Origin of the sequence: Kitasatospora sp. NPDC101155 (assembly GCF_044768305.1) — a bacterium.
GTDB lineage: Bacteria > Actinomycetota > Actinomycetes > Streptomycetales > Streptomycetaceae > Kitasatospora.
Genome location: NZ_JBIWPN010000039.1, coordinates 16,259 through 32,970 on the forward strand (window position 1 = coordinate 16,259; position 16,712 = coordinate 32,970).

Annotated in this window: 12 protein-coding genes; 4 read left to right on the top strand and 8 right to left on the bottom strand. The window is 74.4% G+C overall.

All coding sequences use genetic code 11. The annotated features are described in order from the left end of the window. Positions 1-14: 14 nt before the first annotated feature. Positions 15-1,418, top strand: a complete 1,404-nt coding sequence (locus ACIRYZ_RS35745; protein ID WP_402952393.1) for an APC family permease — start codon at positions 15-17, stop codon at positions 1,416-1,418. A 77-nt stretch (positions 1,419-1,495) separates the two neighbouring features. On the opposite strand, the gene ACIRYZ_RS35750 is transcribed toward ACIRYZ_RS35745, so the two are convergent. From ACIRYZ_RS35750 to eccB, 6 genes are all read right to left on the bottom strand, one after another. Then, positions 1,496-2,797, bottom strand: a complete 1,302-nt coding sequence (locus ACIRYZ_RS35750) for a hypothetical protein (protein ID WP_402952395.1) — start codon at positions 2,795-2,797, stop codon at positions 1,496-1,498. Positions 2,798-2,853: 56 nt separating this feature from the next. Continuing rightward, on the bottom strand, positions 2,854-3,396 hold the full coding sequence (locus ACIRYZ_RS35755; RefSeq protein ID WP_402952397.1) for a SigE family RNA polymerase sigma factor: 543 nt from the start codon (positions 3,394-3,396) through the stop codon (positions 2,854-2,856). A gap of 110 nt (positions 3,397-3,506) precedes the next feature. Further along, positions 3,507-4,784: a type VII secretion-associated serine protease mycosin gene (gene mycP, locus ACIRYZ_RS35760; RefSeq protein ID WP_402952399.1), complete on the bottom strand. Its 1,278-nt coding sequence runs from the start codon at positions 4,782-4,784 to the stop codon at positions 3,507-3,509. 99 nt (positions 4,785-4,883) lie between these two features. Beyond that, on the bottom strand, positions 4,884-5,180 hold the full coding sequence (locus tag ACIRYZ_RS35765; protein WP_393038789.1) for a WXG100 family type VII secretion target: 297 nt from the start codon (positions 5,178-5,180) through the stop codon (positions 4,884-4,886). A gap of 102 nt (positions 5,181-5,282) precedes the next feature. Next, positions 5,283-5,585 carry a WXG100 family type VII secretion target gene (locus ACIRYZ_RS35770; protein WP_402952401.1) on the bottom strand — a complete coding sequence of 101 codons (303 nt, stop codon included), beginning with the start codon at positions 5,583-5,585 and terminating at the stop codon, positions 5,283-5,285. A 178-nt stretch (positions 5,586-5,763) separates the two neighbouring features. After that, positions 5,764-7,428, bottom strand: coding sequence for a type VII secretion protein EccB (gene eccB / locus ACIRYZ_RS35775; RefSeq protein ID WP_402952403.1), 1,665 nt, complete (start codon positions 7,426-7,428; stop codon positions 5,764-5,766). 400 nt (positions 7,429-7,828) lie between these two features. Between eccB and eccE the strand changes: the two genes are divergently transcribed. The 3 genes from eccE (at position 7,829) to ACIRYZ_RS35790 (ending at position 12,046) form a co-directional block, all read left to right on the top strand. Next, positions 7,829-9,031 carry a type VII secretion protein EccE gene (eccE, locus tag ACIRYZ_RS35780; protein WP_402952404.1) on the top strand — a complete coding sequence of 401 codons (1,203 nt, stop codon included), beginning with the start codon at positions 7,829-7,831 and terminating at the stop codon, positions 9,029-9,031. Next, positions 9,031-9,798: a hypothetical protein gene (locus ACIRYZ_RS35785; RefSeq protein ID WP_402952406.1), complete on the top strand. Its 768-nt coding sequence runs from the start codon at positions 9,031-9,033 to the stop codon at positions 9,796-9,798. The genes eccE and ACIRYZ_RS35785 overlap by 1 nt, the downstream gene beginning before the upstream one ends. Before the next feature lie 130 nt (positions 9,799-9,928). After that, positions 9,929-12,046 carry an AAA family ATPase gene (locus ACIRYZ_RS35790; RefSeq protein ID WP_402952407.1) on the top strand — a complete coding sequence of 706 codons (2,118 nt, stop codon included), beginning with the start codon at positions 9,929-9,931 and terminating at the stop codon, positions 12,044-12,046. Positions 12,047-12,103: 57 nt separating this feature from the next. Here ACIRYZ_RS35790 and ACIRYZ_RS35795 read toward each other — a convergent pair whose 3' ends face one another. Both ACIRYZ_RS35795 and ACIRYZ_RS35800 read right to left on the bottom strand, forming a co-directional pair. Further along, the gene (locus ACIRYZ_RS35795) at positions 12,104-13,048 is read right to left on the bottom strand and encodes a bifunctional riboflavin kinase/FAD synthetase (protein WP_393040226.1); all 945 of its coding nucleotides are present in this window, start codon (positions 13,046-13,048) and stop codon (positions 12,104-12,106) included. A 65-nt stretch (positions 13,049-13,113) separates the two neighbouring features. Continuing rightward, entirely contained in the window at positions 13,114-16,701 is a 3,588-nt protein-coding gene (locus ACIRYZ_RS35800) for a serine protease (RefSeq protein ID WP_402952409.1), read from the bottom strand. Positions 16,702-16,712 lie beyond the last annotated feature (11 nt).

The window sequence follows — 16,712 nt, forward strand, 5'->3', positions numbered from 1 at the left end:
CGATCGGAAGCCACATGACCGACACGCTTCGCCCGCCACAGACCGTAACCGCCACGGCGGACGGGGCAGCCGCCCCCCAGCAGCTCAAGCGCTCCATCGGCGTCGTGGGCGGCACACTGCTCACGCTGTCCTGCGTCACCCCGGCCTCGACGCTCTTCGTGATCGTGCCGCAGCTGTTCTCCAGCATCGGCAGCGCCACCGCCATGGCCATCGCCATCGGCTCGGTGCTCTGCATCGCGGTCGCGTTCTGCTACTCCGAGCTCGGCACCCTGATCCCCAGCGCCGGCGGCGAGTACGCGATGGTCGGCACCCTGGCCGGGCGGCTGGCGGGCTGGCTGGTCTTCATCCAGTCGCTCATCGTGGTGATGATCGTCCCGTCGGTCATCGCTCTCGGCACCGCCGACTACCTGGCACCCGTCCTCCACGTCGACAAGCCGATCGCCGGCGCCGCTGTCATGCTGGCCGCCACCCTGGCCGGCCTGCTCGACCTGCGGGCCAACGCCTGGATCACCGGCATCTTCCTGGTCCTGGAGGTCGTCGCCGCCGGCGTCGTCTCGGTGCTCGGCTTCGCCCACAGCAACCCCGGCCACCCCGGCCTGCTGCACGGCGTGGTCGCCGGGGACCGCGGCGCCGTCAGCCCTGTCCACATCGGCGCCATCGTCGGCGCGCTCGGCATCGCCCTCTTCGTCACCCAGGGCTTCTCCACCGCCGTCTACCTGTCCGAGGAGCTGGAGAACCCGCGCCGCACCGTCTCGCGCACCGTGCTGTGGACGCTCGGCCTGTCCAGCGCCATCATCCTGATCCCGGTCGCCGCCATCACCGTGGGCGCCCCCGACCTGAAGACCCTGGCCTCCGGCGACATCTCCGGCATGGTCACCACCTGGAGCAACTCCGCGGTCGGCACCTTCATCAGCCTGTGCATCGCGCTGGCCATCATCAACGCCGGCATCGTGATGGTCATCCAGAACTCCCGGGTGCTGTTCGCCTCCGCCCGCGACAAGGCCTGGCCCGAGCCGGTCAACAAGGCCTTCGGCACCCTCGGCCGCTTCGGCTCCCCGTGGATCGCCACCCTGGCGGTCGGCATCCCCGGCGCCGCGCTCTGCTTCGTCAAGGGCGAGCTGCTCAGCAACATCACCGGCGTCGCCGTCACCGCGATGTACCTGCTGGTCGCGGTCGCCTCGCTGCTCTCCCGGCGCGGCCACCACAAGCACGCCTCCGCCTGGCGGATGCCGCTGTGGCCGGTCGTCCCGGCGCTGCTGATCCTCGTGCTCCTCTTCATCATGACCAAGCTGAACGTCGAGCCCCTGCTGTGGACCGGCGGCATCACCGCCGCCGCCACCCTCTACTGGCTGTTCTACCTGCGTCCCCGGCAGGCCACCCACTGGGTGATCAGCCTCCCCGAGGACCAGCAGGGCTGACCCCCCGCTCCCCCACATCCCCCACACGGCAGTGCCCCGGGCTCCCCCAAGCCCGGGGCACTGCCACGTTCACGCCGCTACTTCTTCAGCTTCCAGACCGGGGCGGCGGCGATCGCCTGCATCTGGTCGTTGCTCAGCACCGGGGTCTTGCGGGTCGCCGGGGTCTTCTGCGTGCCGCTGTTGAACGAGCTGATCACCACGCGCAGGCCGTCCGGGTGCAGGGTGTCGACGGTCCACATGCCCGGGTTGCCGCCCTCCTTGCGGATCACCACCTTGGTGCCGTCCGGCAGCGCCTGGGCGTTGCCGAACAGCTGTCCCTTCACGTCCTCGCTGTGGCTCCAGTCCTGGACGTTGAGCTGCACCATGGACTTGCCCTTGCCGTCGTCGAGCACGAAGTTGGCGTAGCCGAAGCCGTCGCCACTGGCCTCCGTCTCGGTCAGCCCGTTCGGCAACAGCTTGGCGACGGTCTGCAGGATCTCGTCCGCGCTGTAATCCTTGCTGGTGTCCCGGGGCTTGACCGGCTTCGGCTCCGGGATCGAGGCGACGACCCGGTCCCAGGACTTGTCGGTGACGATCGCCTTGAGCTGCTCCGGCGACAGCGGCGGCGTCGGACGGCTGTCCGGCGAGCCCTTCTCAGCCGGGGAGTTCCACTCGGACAGCTCGATCTGGCGGCCGTCCTGACCGATCAGCCTGGCGTTCCACCACTTGGTGGTGGCCCGCTTGTCGGGGTACTCGTAGCCCTGAAGGATGGTCAGAGAGCCGCCGCCCGGCAGGGGGGTGCTGGTGCAGGCGTCGTACGGGACCAGCTTCTTGTCCGGGCAGACGTTCTGCGTCAGGTTGGGGCTGTTCTTCCCCAGACGGCTGATCGAGATGCCCATCGCGGCCTGGCCCTGGCCGTCGTCGAAGATCAGGTTGGCGCCCGCGAAGCTGCCGCCGCCCGGCTTGCCGGACTTGTCGTCGGTGCCGGTACCGCTGGCGTCGCTGGTCTGGCCCTTGGGCAGCAGGGCCTTGAAGGCGGCCAGCACCTCGCCCCCGGAGACCGGCGCGGTCGCCGGCGCGGCGGTGGCGGAGGTCGCGGAGGCCGGGGTCACCGCGGCGGTGGAGGAGCTCACGGCCCCGGAACTCGCGGCGGCCACCGTGCCCGTCTCGGAGGACGGGCTGCCGGACCCGGTCAGGTACACCGCGCCGGTGCCGACCAGGGCCAGCGCGGCGGCGCCGCCCACCACTGCGGCGGTCGAGCGCCGGCGCCAGAGGCGGCGGCCACGCTGGTAGCCACCCGCGACCAGGCCGGCCTGATCGGCCTGCTCCGGGCGGAAGCCCTCACCGGTGCGGGTGATGGCGTAGAGAAGATCGTCCTCGAACTTGTCCGGTTCGGACATGGCTGATCACCGTCTCCTTGCGTCACGAATGTGGTCGGTGGGCCGTGCAAAAACGTTCAGCGGGCGGCGAGTTCGGCCAGCGAGTCGCCGAGCAGGGTGCGCAGCCGGGCCAGCGCCCGGGTGGTCCGGGTGCGGACCGCACCGGAGGAGACCCGCAGCACGTCGGCGGTCTCCTCGACGCTGCGGTCCTCCCAGTAGCGCAGCACCAGCACGGCACGGTCCTTGGCCGGCATCCGCCCGAGCGCGTCGAGCAGGGTCAGCCGCAGACTGCCGTCCGCGTCCTGCCCCTCCGGCTCCGGCAGCGCCTCGGTCGGGCGCTCGCCGCTGGAGCGGCGGCGTTGCTGGGCGATGAAGGTGCGCACCATCACGGTGTGGGTGTAGGCCGCCGGGTTGTCGATCCGGTGCCGACCGCCGGTGAAGGCGCTGCGCCGCCAGAGCACGTACATACGGCTGAGGGCCTCCTGCACGAGGTCCTCGGCGTAGTGGGTGTCCCCACTGGTGAGCAGACAGGCCGACCGGTACAGGTGCCCGGTGCGGCTGGAGACGAGTTCCAGGAACTCGGCGTCCTTGGCCTCCCGGCCGCCCCTGATCCACCCCATGCCCGCCGCTCCCCCGCGTCCGCCCGCCCTGACACCTCTTCGATGCGGTGAGCGGCCGACGGTGTTACAGACGTTTCACAGGATTTTTCCGAGCAGTCGCGAGGCGCGGATCAGTCGGCGGACTTGCGGCGCTGGTCGCGCAGCACGACACCGCCGCCGATCAGCAGCGCGACCAGCAGCGCCCCGATCGCGAGCACGTACGTCGCGGTGCGGCCGTCCCGGTCCGCCTGGGTCTCGCCGAGGCCGACCGGCTGCGGCACGATCGGGGCGGCAGCCAGCTGCACCGAGGCGGCCGGGGTGGGGGCGGACGGCGCGAGGTCGGGGGCCGTGGTGACGGCCTTGACCGGGTCCACCACGCCCCAGCCGGTGAACTGGTTCGGGTCGCGCTCGGTGCGCTGGGCGGTCTGCTCGATCCAGGCCCGCACCTGGGCCGGTGTCCACTGCGGATGGGCGCCGACCAGCAGCGCGGCGAGTCCGGCGACGTACGGGGCGGCGAAGCTGGTGCCGTTGTCCACGCACTGCCCGCCCCCGGGCACGGTGGACAGCATCTCGACACCGGGCGCGGCGACCTTCACGAAGGAGCCGTACTGGGAGAACGGCGCGCGCTCGTTGTTGCGGTCCGAGGCGCCGACGGCCAGCACGGTCGGGAAGGCTCCCGGGTAGGTGTCACCCTCCTTGCCGTCGTTGCCGCTGGAGGCGACCACCACGACCTTGCTGTCCTCGGCCCGCTGGACGGCTGCCTTCAGGTCGGCGTAGCCGCCGAAATGGGCGTCACCCGCTCCGCGCACGTCCTGGGAGATGTTGATGACCTTGGCCCCACCGTCGATCGCATCGTTGACGGCCCTGACGAGGGTGGAGACGTCGCCGTTGCCCTCGCTGTCGTTCTGCCGGATCGAGAGGATCTGCGCGTCGGGGGCCAGCCCGACGAAGCCCGTCTTGTCACTCCGGGCGGCGGCGATGATGCCGGCCACCTTGGTGCCGTGGCCGACCGTGTCGTCCTTGGAGGTGCCGTCGACCGGCTTGTTGTTGTCCTCCTTGTTGACCAGCAGGCTGGGGCCCGCCTGCACCTTGTCGACCAGCTGCGGGTGTTGGGGGTCGCCGTTCGACACCTGGCCGGCCAGCTGCGGGTTGCGGGCATCGACCCCGGTGTCGATGACCGCGACCTTCACGCCGGCGCCGGTGGTCTTCCCGCCCTGCCACAGCTCGTCGAGCAGCAGCCGCTGCAGCGACCACGGCACGGTCTGCACATCGGGCGCGGGCTTCGGGCAGTCGCCCGCGGCGGCCAGCCCGGGCCCGCCGTCCGCGTACGCCGGGGCGGTCAGCGGGCCGCCCAGCACCACGAGCGCGGCCAGCGCCGCGGCCGTCCTACGGAACCCGCGTCCGGACACCCTGCCACCCCTCATGTTCTCCACCCGTGCCACGCGCCGAAGGGCGGGTGCCCGGAACCCGGGTACCCGCCCCTGTCGTTCCCGTTCGGGAACCTCCGGTCAGCCGTTGTGCCAGAGCTTGGCGTTCTGGTCCTCGGTCGCCTTGTACTGCTGGGCGGCGCTCTCCAGCGAGCTGGCGATCTTCACGCAGGTGTCGTGCAGGTTGGAGGCGGCGTTGTTCCACTTGGTCTGCTGGGCGTTGTAGCCCTCCTGGGCCGCACCCTGCCAGCTCTGCGAGATGCGGGTGACGTCCTTCTGCAGGTCGCCCAGCAGCGTTTCGATGCGGGCGCTGGAGGCCTTGACCTCTTCGGCCGCGTTGTGAACGGTCTGGAAGTTGACGAGGATGTGGTCGGACACAATGTCTCCCTTGACGAGTATGCGGAGCACCCCGCGCTCAACCGCGGGCGCCCCGTCAGGCGGTAGATCGGAACAGGACGGTGATCAGCGCGGACGCGGCGATCAGCCCTGGTTGCCGAACAGCGCCTTCTGCTCCTCTTCGGTGCTCGCGTAGTGCTTGGTGGTCAGCTCGATCGCGTGCTGGATCTTGCCCAGCGCATCCTTGAGGTCCGCGATGTCCGTGTTGACCTGGTTCTGCAGGCTCGTGTAGGCGCTCGCCGCCTGGCCCTTCCAGCCGCTGGTGATGTTGGTGACCGTGCTGTCGAGCTTCACGCGCTCGGCCTCGATCTTGCCGATCGCGTCCTCGATGCGCTTGGCGAAAGCGTTCATCTCCTGAGCGGTCATCGTGAACTGACCCTGAGCCATGCTCTACCGTCCCCCATGAGACACATTGTGTGCACGGAGGGCCCCACGACCCCCCGCTGCATCACCGGTGTGATGCCCAGCAGCACTGTAGTCGGCACACGCAACTCACCCAACATTGCGCGCCGAGTAGTTACCAGACCATGACACTGGTGCCAATTCCGTTGCCCGGCGCGGCCGATCACGCGTTCTGCGGCTGCGCGGCGCTCTTCGCGGTCAGTGGCGGACCGGCCGGCACCAGGTTCGACCACTGCTGCGGCACCGGCAGCGGCTGGAGGCTCGGGTAGCCCAACCGCGCCTGGTTGCCGCCGGGTTGGTCGTCCGGGTTCTGGGTCGGCTGCCCGCCCGGGTCCCGGGTGCCGGGCGGCGGGGTCGGCGTCTTCGTGGCGCCGGCACTCGGCGAGGCGGTGGGACGGCCTCCGTCACCGTTGGACGGGACGGCGTAGCGCAGGCCGGTCTCGGTGATCAGGAAGTCGCTGCCGGAGCCGCCCGTCCCGTTGTCCATCGCGCGGTAGAACAGGCCGTGACCGGGCGTCACGTACGCCGCGCCCGCGCCGTTGTTGTACGGAGCCGGGTACGCCGTGCCGGCCCAGACGCTGCGCTTGGGCGTGCGCCCGTCCTCGGCCAGGCCGTCGAAGGTGCTGCAGACGACCAGCCGGGCGTCCTGGCGGTCCTGCCAGTTGTTCACCGGCGCACCGGACTTCAGCGGCCAATCGCCCGCGGTGTCCGGCAGCCGGGTGTCGGTGTTGAACTTGGACTGCTCGTCCGGGGTCATCTCGTCGCTGCGCGGCTTCTTGTCCTGGTCGTACTTGTAGAGCATCTGGTTGGCCGGGTTCTGCCGGATCAGCTCCTCCTGGAACGGGGTGATCAGGTAGAGCCGGTCCTTGCCGACCACGTAGCGGCGGTCCTGGTAGTGCACCAGCCGGCCGACCCGGCGGTCCGCCTGGTTCCCCAGCTCCACCTGGGAGTTGGGGCCCTGGGAGTCGACCGTCTCCTTGAGCTGCGGGAAGGTGATCGGGGTGGCGGGCACCAGGGTGTCCAGCCACTCCCGCTTGACCCGCTGCGGCACCGCGTTGGGCCCGAAGACCGCCGTGATCAGCGCCTTGCGCTCCTTGTCGTCCGCCTGCGGCAAGCCGATCTGGTGCTTGCGGCCCTGCGCGTCGACCAGGAACACGTTCGCACCGCCCGCGGACGGCTGCCCCGGCGCCGGAGCGGCGGAGATCTGCTGGTCGTCCGCCTGCTGAACCAGCATCAGCTGGTCCTGGCCGAGCACCCGGTCCTTGGCCGCCAGCGTCGCCGCGTCCTGGCCGGCCGCCACGAACACCGCCTGGTTGACGGTCTCCTGCTTGTCGTCCGAGCCCGGGCGGTCGCAGACCGACCACTTCATCGACTGGCTCGCGTTGTCCTTGCTCGGCAGCTTGTCCGGGGCGTACGGGATGCCGATCGTCGGGCCGTGGTTGGGGTAGCGGTCGAGCACCCCGTCGTCCACCACCACGACCTTGGCGTCCGCGGGCAGCACCAGGCGCGCCGAGGACATGTTCAGCACCTGGTGCAGCCGCTTGGTCTTGCCGTCCGGGTCGGTCAGCACCACGTACCGGGTGGTCGACTGCTTGCCCTGGATGATGTTCTTGCCGCTGTCCCACTGCAGCGGGGCGGCCGGCTTGAACACCCCCCAGACCCCGAAGCCGGCCACGACCAGCGCCCCGACCAGCACGCTCGGCAGCACCGCCTTCACCGGTCGCGGCGCGTCCTCGTCACTGCCCCCGCCGGAGGGCAGCAGGAACGCCCCCACCGTGCGTTTGCGGGCGAAGGTGTACGCGTTCAGCTCGTCCCGGCGCGATGCCATCCTCGTCGTCCCCCTTGTCAGACGTGTGCCAGACGTGGTCGGCCCCCGTCGGCCCGACCCGCCCCGTGGTCCGCACCCGCCGGGCGGGATCCGGCTCGAACCCTCTACGATGCGGCAGCAGACGGTGAGTACGGTACGGGTACGGTCCGCGAACCAGCCAGCCGGGCCGCGACAACGGATCAGAGAGGGCCACCGGGGGATGCCAAGCCAGACCGCTCCAGGACGCCGCGGCACCGCAGGCGGCGGGAGGTCACGCCGGTCCGGACGGGCCCGGGGCGGCCCTTCCGCCCGGGCCGCAGCCGTCCACCCGCCCACGGCCGGCACGGCCGGCGGCCCCGTCCAAGTCCGCGTCAACCCCCGGCCCGGGCTGCTCGGTGGACGCCTGAAGCTCCAACAGCTCGTGCTGGTCGAGGTCGCGGCCGCCCTGGTCGCGGTGGGCTGGACGATCAGCCGCCCGGTCGCGGCCGGCTTCGGCGCGGTCTCGCTGGTCCTGCTGGTGCTGGCGGTCGTCCCGCTGCGCGGACGCACCATCCCGGAGCTGCTCCGGGTCCGCTCCGCCCTCAAGTCCCGCCGCAAGCAGGCGAAGTCGCTGTTGCCGCCGCCCGGCACCGACCCGGCCCTGGCGCCCGCGCTGGAGCTCGAACCGGGGCTGCGCACCTGCACCCACGCCACGGAGGCCGAGTTCGGCGGCCGCGCGGTCCGCCGGGAGACCGGCATGGTCGGCGACGGCACCTTCCTCAGCTCGGTGCTGCTCGTCCAGGCCAAGGACCAGCCGCTGCGCCCGGTGCGCACCGCACTGCCGCTGCCGCTGGACGTGGTCTGCTCGGCGCTCACCGTGGACGACATCACCCTGGAGTCGGTGCAGCTGGTCCAGCACACCCAGCCCGCCCCGGCCCCGCACCTGCCCGAGCAGTCGCTGGCCGCCCGCGCCTACCGGGAACTGCCCGACGGCACCTCCACCCCCGGACTGCGGCTGACCTGGATCGCCCTCAAGCTCGACCCGGAGCGCGCGGCCACCGCCGTCCGGGCCCGCGGCGGCGGCGAGGAAGGTGCCCGTAAGGCCCTGCAGCGGGTGACCGACCAGCTGGCCGGGCGGCTCAACAGCGCCGGGTTCAACGCGACCGTGCTGGACGAGCGCGAGCTGATCGCCGCCCTGGCCATCGCCACCTGCGCCAACCCGATCGCGGTGGCCGGGCGTCAGGGCACCGGCAGCGGCGGCGGCACCACCCGCCGCACCCAGGAGGGCAACCGCTTCTGGCGGATCGACGACCGCTGGCACAGCACCTACTGGATCTCCCGCTGGCCGCAGCTGAGCCGCCCCGGCGGCGCCCCCGGCCGGATCGCCGCACCGGACCTGGTCAACCTGATCACCGGCTCCCCGGCGCTGGCCAGCACCTTCAGCCTGACCGCCGCGCACGGCACCGGCGGCTCGGTGACCGTCAGCGGGCACCTGCGGGTGACCGGGCGCAGCGAGAGCGAGGTCGGCCAGGTCGGCCGCCAGGTGGAGGCCCGAGCCCAGAGCGCCGGACTCGGCCTGGTCCGACTCGACCTGGAGCAGGCCCCCGGCATGCTCGCCACCCTGCCGCTGGGAGGAGCGTCCTGATGGCGTACCAGACCTACCCCGCCCCGGGCCCGACGCCCGGCGCCGAGCAGCGCAGGGCCCGGCCTCGGATCCTGCCCGGCTTCGGGCTGCGCGGCCCGCGCCGGGAGAAGCACGTACTGGAGGCCGCCGACCTCTCCGCGCTGGCCTTCCCGGTCGGTGACGACGGCGTGGTCATCGGCGTCGACCCGCAGGGACTGCCCGCGGTGCTCGGCCTGTTCCGCCCCAGCGCCTACGACCTGGTGCTGGTCGGCGGCATGTGGACGGCGCAGGTCATCGCGCTGCGGGCGGCCGCGATCGGCGCCCGGGTCGTGGTGGAGACCGCCCGCGCGCAGCTCTGGGGCCCGATGGCGCAGGCCGCCGGCGGCGGACAGCCGTGCGTGACGGTCCACCAGGTCGGCCGACTCGGCCCGCAGGGCGCCTCGGTGGCCTCGCCGGTGCTGGTGGTGCGCGACCTCGGCGCCCGCCCGCCGCGCAGCCGGCTCTCCGCCGCGCCCTGGCAGACCACCCTGACGCTGCTGCCCTACCTCGGCCCGAACGCCTCCCGGGTGCTCAATGCGGCCGACCTGGTCGGCGTGCAGCGGATCTCCCCGCAGGAGGCCGAGCTGACCGGCCGGGTGCTGTCGCTGCCACCGGAGGACGTGGCCGCGCTCCCGACCCTCGGCGACGACCTCACCCTGTGGGCCACCCGGATGCGGCGTCAGTACGTCCGGGCCGTGGCCGGACAGGCCGAACAGCAGGTGCTCGGCGGCCCGCGGCGGATGGACTGAGCCGACCGTTCCGGGCCGGTCGATCCCGGTCCGGGACGAAGCCGCCTTCAACCGGGGCAGCCGTACGGCCTAGTCTTTGTTGCGGCAACGGCACCGCTGAACAAGCGGCGGCGAACACGAGGGAGCCCTAGTGAGCAGCGATCGGGACGGCGTCTACGTCGGCGACAACGCGGCAGAGGACGACGACGACTGGTCCGACGCGCCTGACTACACTCCCCCGTCCTGGTACGTGCAGTCGGACGCCCCGGCGGCTCCGGGCGGCGTCCCGGCCGTGACACCGGCTGTCGCGCCCGCCCCGGTGGCCGACGCGGCCGCCCAGGCGCCCGCTGCGGCTCCGGTACCGGCCCAGCCGCCGGTCCAGGTCCAGCCGCCGGCCCCGGCCGCCGAGCCGGTCCCGGCGCCCGCCGTCCAGGCCGAGGCACAGCACGTCCCGTTCCCACTGCCGACCCCGGCCGCGACACCCGAGCAGCAGCCGCCCGCCCCGGCCTGGCCGACGGCGGAGGCGCTGGCCCAGCCCGGCGCGCCGCAGCCGTACCCGACCCCGACGCCCGCGACGGGCCCGCAGCCGGGGCCGCCCGCGCCGCCGCAGAACTTCGCGCAGCCGCCGGCCCAGCCGGTGCCCGCACAGCACCCGGCGCAGCCGCAGCCCCCGGCGGTCCCGCAGAACCCCCAGACGCAGCAGGCTCCGCAGGACCCGCAGGTCTCCTGGGATCCGCAGGCCGCCTGGGCCGCCCAGCCACCCGCCGGCGCGCAGCCGCAGCCCGGCCAGCCGGTTCAGCCGCAGCCCGCGCAACCGGTCCAGCCCCAGGCCGGCCCGGTGGACCCGCGCCAGGGCGGCTGGCCGCAGCCCGGCGCCTACCAGCAGCCGCCCCAGCCCCAGCCCGGCCAGCCGCTCCCGGGCCAGCCCGTCCAGCCGCAGCAGCCGGGCCCCGCGCAGCCGTGGCAGCAACAGCCGCAGGCACAGCAGCCCGCCGCGTTCCAGCAGGCGGCCGCCCCGCAGCAGACCGCGCACGGTGCGCCGCTCGGCTACACCGCCGCCGTCGAGCTGTCCTCGGACCGGCTGCTGCGCAGCCAGCCCAAGCAGCAGCGCCAGCAGCCGCGGTTCCAGTTCGGCGGCAAGGCCGCGGCGGCCGAGAAGGCCCGCAAGCTGGAGATCATCCGCACCCCGGTGCTGAGCTGCTACCGGATCGCCGTGATCAGCCTCAAGGGCGGCGTCGGCAAGACCACGACCACCACCGCGCTCGGCGCGACCCTGGCCAGCGAGCGCCAGGACAAGGTGATCGCGATCGACGCCAACCCGGACGCCGGCACCCTGGGCCGCCGGGTCAAGCGCCAGACCGGCGCGACCATCCGCGACCTGGTGACGGCCATCCCGCACCTGCGCAGTTACATGGACATCCGTCAGTTCACCTCGCAGGACCTGAACTCGGGCCTGGAGATCCTGGCGAACGACGTCGACCCGGCGGTCTCGACCACCTTCAACGACTCGGACTACCGCCAGGTCATCGACGTACTGGGCCGCCAGTACCCGATCATCCTGACCGACTCCGGCACCGGCCTGCTGTACAGCGCGATGCGCGGGGTGCTGGACCTGGCCGACCAGCTGATCATCGTCTCCACCCCCAGCGTGGACGGCGCCTCCAGCGCCTCGACCACGCTGGACTGGCTCTCCGCGCACGGCTACGCGGACCTGGTGCAGCGCAGCATCACGGTGGTCTCCGGGGTGCGCGAGACCAGCAAGATGATCAAGATCGAGGACATCGTCGCGCACTTCCAGACCCGCTGCCGCGGCGTCGTCGTGGTGCCCTTCGACGAGAGCCTGGCGGCCGGGGCCGAGGTCAACCTCGACATGATGCGGCCCAAGGTCCGCGAGGCGTACTTCGAACTGGCCACCCTGGTCGGCGAGGACATCATCCGGGCCCAGCAGGCGGCCGCCCAGCAGGGCGGCTGGCAGCAGCAGGCCCAGCAGCCCTACCAGGGCCAGGCCGCGGCCCCGCAGCCCGCCCCCGGTACGCCGTGGGCGCCGCAGCAGGGCACTCCACGGCCGGGCTACGACTACGACTGCTACCAGGTCGGCCAGGGCCAGCCCCCGGTGCCCGCGCCGGACGGCTACCAGCCCCCGCCGCCGGGCTACGGCTACCCGCCCGCCCAGGGCCAGCCGCCGGCGCCCGCCCCGCCCGCCGCACCGGACGGCTACCAGCCCCCGCCGCCCGGATACGGCTACCCGCCGCAGGCACCCCAGCAGTGACGAACGGGAGGGCCCGCCGACGCGAAGTCGGCGGGCCCTCCCGGTGTCCTGGCGGGGTCAGGCCCCGTCGGTCAGCTCACGCGCGCGCTTGACGTCGTCGGCCATCCGGTCCAGCAGCGCCTCGATGGAGTCGAACTTCTCCATCCCGCGCAGGTAGGCCAGGAAGTCCACGGCCACGTGCAGCCCGTACAGGTCCAGGCCGACCCGGTCGATGGCGTACGCCTCGACCGTGCGGGCGGTGCCGTCGAAGGTCGGGTTGGTGCCGACCGAGATCGCCGCCGGCATCCGCTCGCCCTCGGCGGTCAGCCAGCCCGCGTACACCCCGTCGGCCGGGATCGCGCTGTGCGGCACGGTCTCCACGTTTGCGGTCGGGTAGCCCAGTTCGCGGCCGCGCTGCGCGCCGCGCACCACCTCGCCCTCGACCCGGTGCGGGCGGCCCAGCACCTCGTTCGCCCCGGCCATGTCCCCGGTCTCGACCAGTCGGCGGGTCAGGCTTGAGGAGAACGGCTCGCCGTCCCCGGCGGTGCCGCACACCTGCAGGTCGACCACCTCGACCTCGAAGTCGTCCGCCCGGCCCAGCTCGGTGAGCAGCGCCACGTTCCCGGCGGCCCGGTGCCCGAAGCGGAAGTTGGGGCCCTCGATGACGACCCGGGCATGCAGCGCGTCCACCAGCACCTGCTGGACGAAGGTCTCCGGGGACTCCTGGGAGAACTCGGTGGTGAACGGCAGCACCAGCACAGCGTCCACGCCGAGCTCGGCGATCAGCTCGGCCCGGCGCGGGTGCGGCGCGAGCAGAGGCGGGTGGCTGCCCGGGCGGATCACCTCGCGCGGGTGCGGGTCGAAGGTCACCACGACCGCGGGGATGCCGAGTTCGCGGGCCCGCTCGACGGCCCGCCCGATGATCAGCTGATGTCCACGGTGCACCCCGTCGAACGAGCCGATGGTGACGACGCTGCGTCCCCAGTCACCGGGGATCTCCTCCAGGCCACGCCAGCGCTGCACCCGACCGCTCCTTGTTCCGTACGGTGCGTACCCTCGGTACGCTCAAACGCTCAAAACCCGAACCCCTATAGCGTGCCATGCGCCTGCCCCGGCTCTGGCACCGGAATGGGGGTTGAGCGCACCGGTGCACGCGGCGCCCGCGCCGGTACGGTCCGCTCGGCCTCTGCCGCGGCGTACTGCGGGTCGCGTCCGGCCGCCGCCAGGGCCCGCATCCGGGCCAGCCGGGGGCCGTCCGGGGCGGTCGGCGCGGCGTCCCGCGGCCACTGGGCGAGCAGCTGGGCGAAGGCCGCCGAGTGCCCGGCGCAACGCACCAGCAGTTCGTCCGCGTCCGCCAGCCCGGGGGTCACCCGGGCCAGCACGGCGCGGGCCCGGGCGGGGTTCTCGGCCGCGCACTGTTCGGCGAGGCGCTCCACGGCGGCGGTGAGCACCGCCGGATCGGTCTCGGAGGCGAGCAGGGTGTCCAGCAGCTCGCAGCGCAGCGCGTCCGCCGCCGGATCCGCCACCGGGACGGACAGCACCTCGGCAAAGGGCCTGCGGACCACCCCCGTACGGGCGGCCAGCGCGGCACCGAGCAGCACCCTCAGCTCCAACCGGGCGGCCGGGCCGTCGATCGCGGCCCGGGCCAGCTTGCGGCCGAGGTAGTCGACGGCGACCGGCCCGGCCAGCTCCGGATGCCGGCGCAGCAGCCGGGCGGCCAGTTCGGCGCCGCGCCGGGCGGCCACCGGGGCGCGGGCGTCGGCGAGCACCCGCAGGGTCTCGGCGGCGGCCGCGCCGGGAGCCTCCAGCCGGTCGGCGAGCGCGGCCAACACGGGCTCCGGGTCGCTCTCCAGGGCCGGGGCGAGCGCCCGCGGGGTGAGGAAGGCGTCGCCGCCGGCGCGGTGCAGGGCGAGCGCGGCGTCCAGGTGCCCGGCCCTGGTCGCCCCGTCCGCGACCAGCAGGGCCAGGGCGGCGCCGTGCAGGCCCGGCTCGTCCTCGCGGGCGAGCAGGGTCAGCGCGGCGAACCGCAGCAGTTCGGCCCCGGCGCCGGCCGCGTACGGGGCGGTCCGCAGCGCGTGCACGGCGGCCGCCACGTGCCGTTCGGGCCGCCGGTCGTGGCTCCAGCGGTCCACCGCGCGGCACAGCGCGGACGGCTCCTCGGCGGCGAGCACGCTCAGCAGCGCGTCCGCCCCCGGATGCGCGGCGTCGGCCAGCGCGTCGGCCAACTCGTCCAGGGCGAGCCGCCGGTGGGCGTACAGCAGGTCGTGGGCGAGGTCGGCAACGCTGGGACACGCCCTGGGGCCGGGGCCGCCCGGCAGGCCGTGCGGGTCCTCGAACCAGGCGCAGAGCAGCGGAAAGACGGCGACCGGGTCGGCGCGCAGCCGCTCGGCCACCGCGCCGAGGAAGCGCTGCCCCGGGCCGTCGGCGGCCACCAGGCGGCGCAGCAGGGCGAGTTCGGCCTCGACGGGCAGGCCGAGGCCGGCCCAGAACGCCGGGCCGAAGCGGCCCGCACCGCCGGGCGCCTCCCAGCCGCCCGCGGCGGCCCGCTCGGCGATCCGACCGGCCAGCTGCTCCAGCAGCGCGCGGTGTTCGACGGGGTCGGGGCTGGCGGCCAGCCCGGCGATGAGCAACCGGGCCGCCCACCAGGCGGGTTCGCTGCCCGGCGGGCGCAGGTCCAGGGCGCGCCAGATCCGGTGCAGCCACGGGTCCAGGGCGGGCGCGCCCAAGGTCTCGGCCACCCGGCGCAGCGCGGCGGCGACCGGGCCGATCCGGTGCCGGGGGACGGAGTTCGCCGCGGCGGCGGGCGGGGCGGGGGTGTCCTCGGCCTCGCCGAGCAGCAGCCGCAGCGCCGCGTCCAGGTCCAGGTGCAGGCCCTGCAGCCAGTCGGCGAACTCGCCGTGCGCGAAGCGGAATCCGGGCCCGGCGGGGACGAACAGCCCCTCGGCGAGCACCGCCGTGGCCCAGCCGCCGTCAGCCGGGAACAGCTCCTCGAAGGCCTCCCGGCCGAGGCCGCCCGGCTCCCCGCCGAGCATCCGTCGGGCCGCCTCGTGCACCCGCCCGGCCACCGCCGCCGCGAGCCGCCGCACCCGCCGCTGGCGCGGCCCGGCGGGCCGGGCGGCGCCCCTGCGGTGCGCGCCCGGGCGGCGCGGGCGGCCGTCCTCGGCGAGCCGCTGGGCCACCCGCAGGCAGCGCAGGTCCAGGTGGGCGCCGAACAGCTCGCTGCGGCGCACCGGTTCGTCGTGCAGGCCCTGCGCCCACAGCTCCCCGGCCAGCCGGACGGCCAGCGGGTGCCGCGCGTCCTCGGCGGCGGGCGGCCGGCCCGGCGGCAGCCCGTAGCGACGGCGCACCCGCTCGGCCACCTCGGCGGGCAGCGGGCCGAGCCGGTGCCCGGCCAGACTCGGCGCGCCGGGGCCGGCGCCGTCCATCCGGACGGTCGGGGCGCTGGCGAGGTCACCGTCCGGGCCGGGCTCCGCCAGGTGCCGCGCGCCGTCGTCGCCGCTGCCCCAGGGCTCGGCCGCCAGTCGCTCCCAGACCTCCTCGCCGCAGGCCATCAGCAGCCGCGCCCCGCAGCCCGTCAGCCACTGCCCGGCGCCGCGCAGCCAGCGCGGGCCCAGCTCGGCCGGGGCCTCCTCGGGGCCGTCCAGCACCACCAGCAGCGGCCGCCCGGACGCCGCGCAGAGCGCCGCCACCGGCTCGGGCGCGGGCGCCGGGGTGCCGAGTTCGGCCGCCGCGGCCGCCAGCGCCCGCTCCACGGGTTCGGCCAGCGAGCGGTCCTCGGCCCGCAGGTCGGCACCGCGCAGCCAGAGGGTGGGCAGCGGCCGGACGCCGCCGGAGCGACGGACGGCCAGCGCGGCCAGTTCGGTGGAGCGCCCGCTGCCGGGGGCGCCGACCAGCGCGGTGACGGTCGCCGCCGGCTCGTCCCCGTCCAGACCGTCCGGCCGGTCCACCCGATCGGCGGCCATCCCGGCCACCCGGCCCGGCCCGGCCCCGGCGGCAGCCAGTTGGGCGGCCGTCAGCCGCAGCACCCCGGCCAGGTTGAGCGCCGGTCCGTACGCGGGCACCGCCGCCGAGTTGCGCGCCAGCAGCCCCGCCAGCGCCTCGGCGACCACCGTCCCGCCTCCAGCGGGGACGGCCGGCAGCGCCCCGCCGTTCCGGGGGCCGCGCAGGCCGGGCGCGACCACCGCGACCACGGCGCCGCTGCGGGCGTCCAGCACCGGCGAGCCGGCCGGCACCGCGACCCCGCCGACCACCGGCACGTCCAGCAGCAGCACCCCGGCGAGCAGGTGCCCGCCGTACATCGCACCGCCCACGCCCAGCAGCCCGCAGCGCAGCGCGACCGCCCGTTCGTCCTCGCCGGTGAGCGCGGACAGCAGCACCTCGTGCCCGGCCCCCACGGCGGCCACCGGCAGCGGCGGCACCGGCAGCCCGCCGACCGCGTCGGTGCGCAGCAGGGCGAGCCCGTGCTCGGGCAGCGGCAGCACGGCGTCCGGGCCGAGCACCCGGGTCTGTCCGCCGGGGGTGTGCAGCACCACCCGGTCCAGACCCGCCACGCTCTCGTGCGCGGTCAGCACGCTGCCCTGCGGGTCGGCGACGACCCCTAAGCCGTGCAGCCGCCCGTTGAGGTCACGGATCCGCAGCAGGTACCGCCCCGGATCGCCCTCCAGAAACCCCCGCATGACCGCCCCTT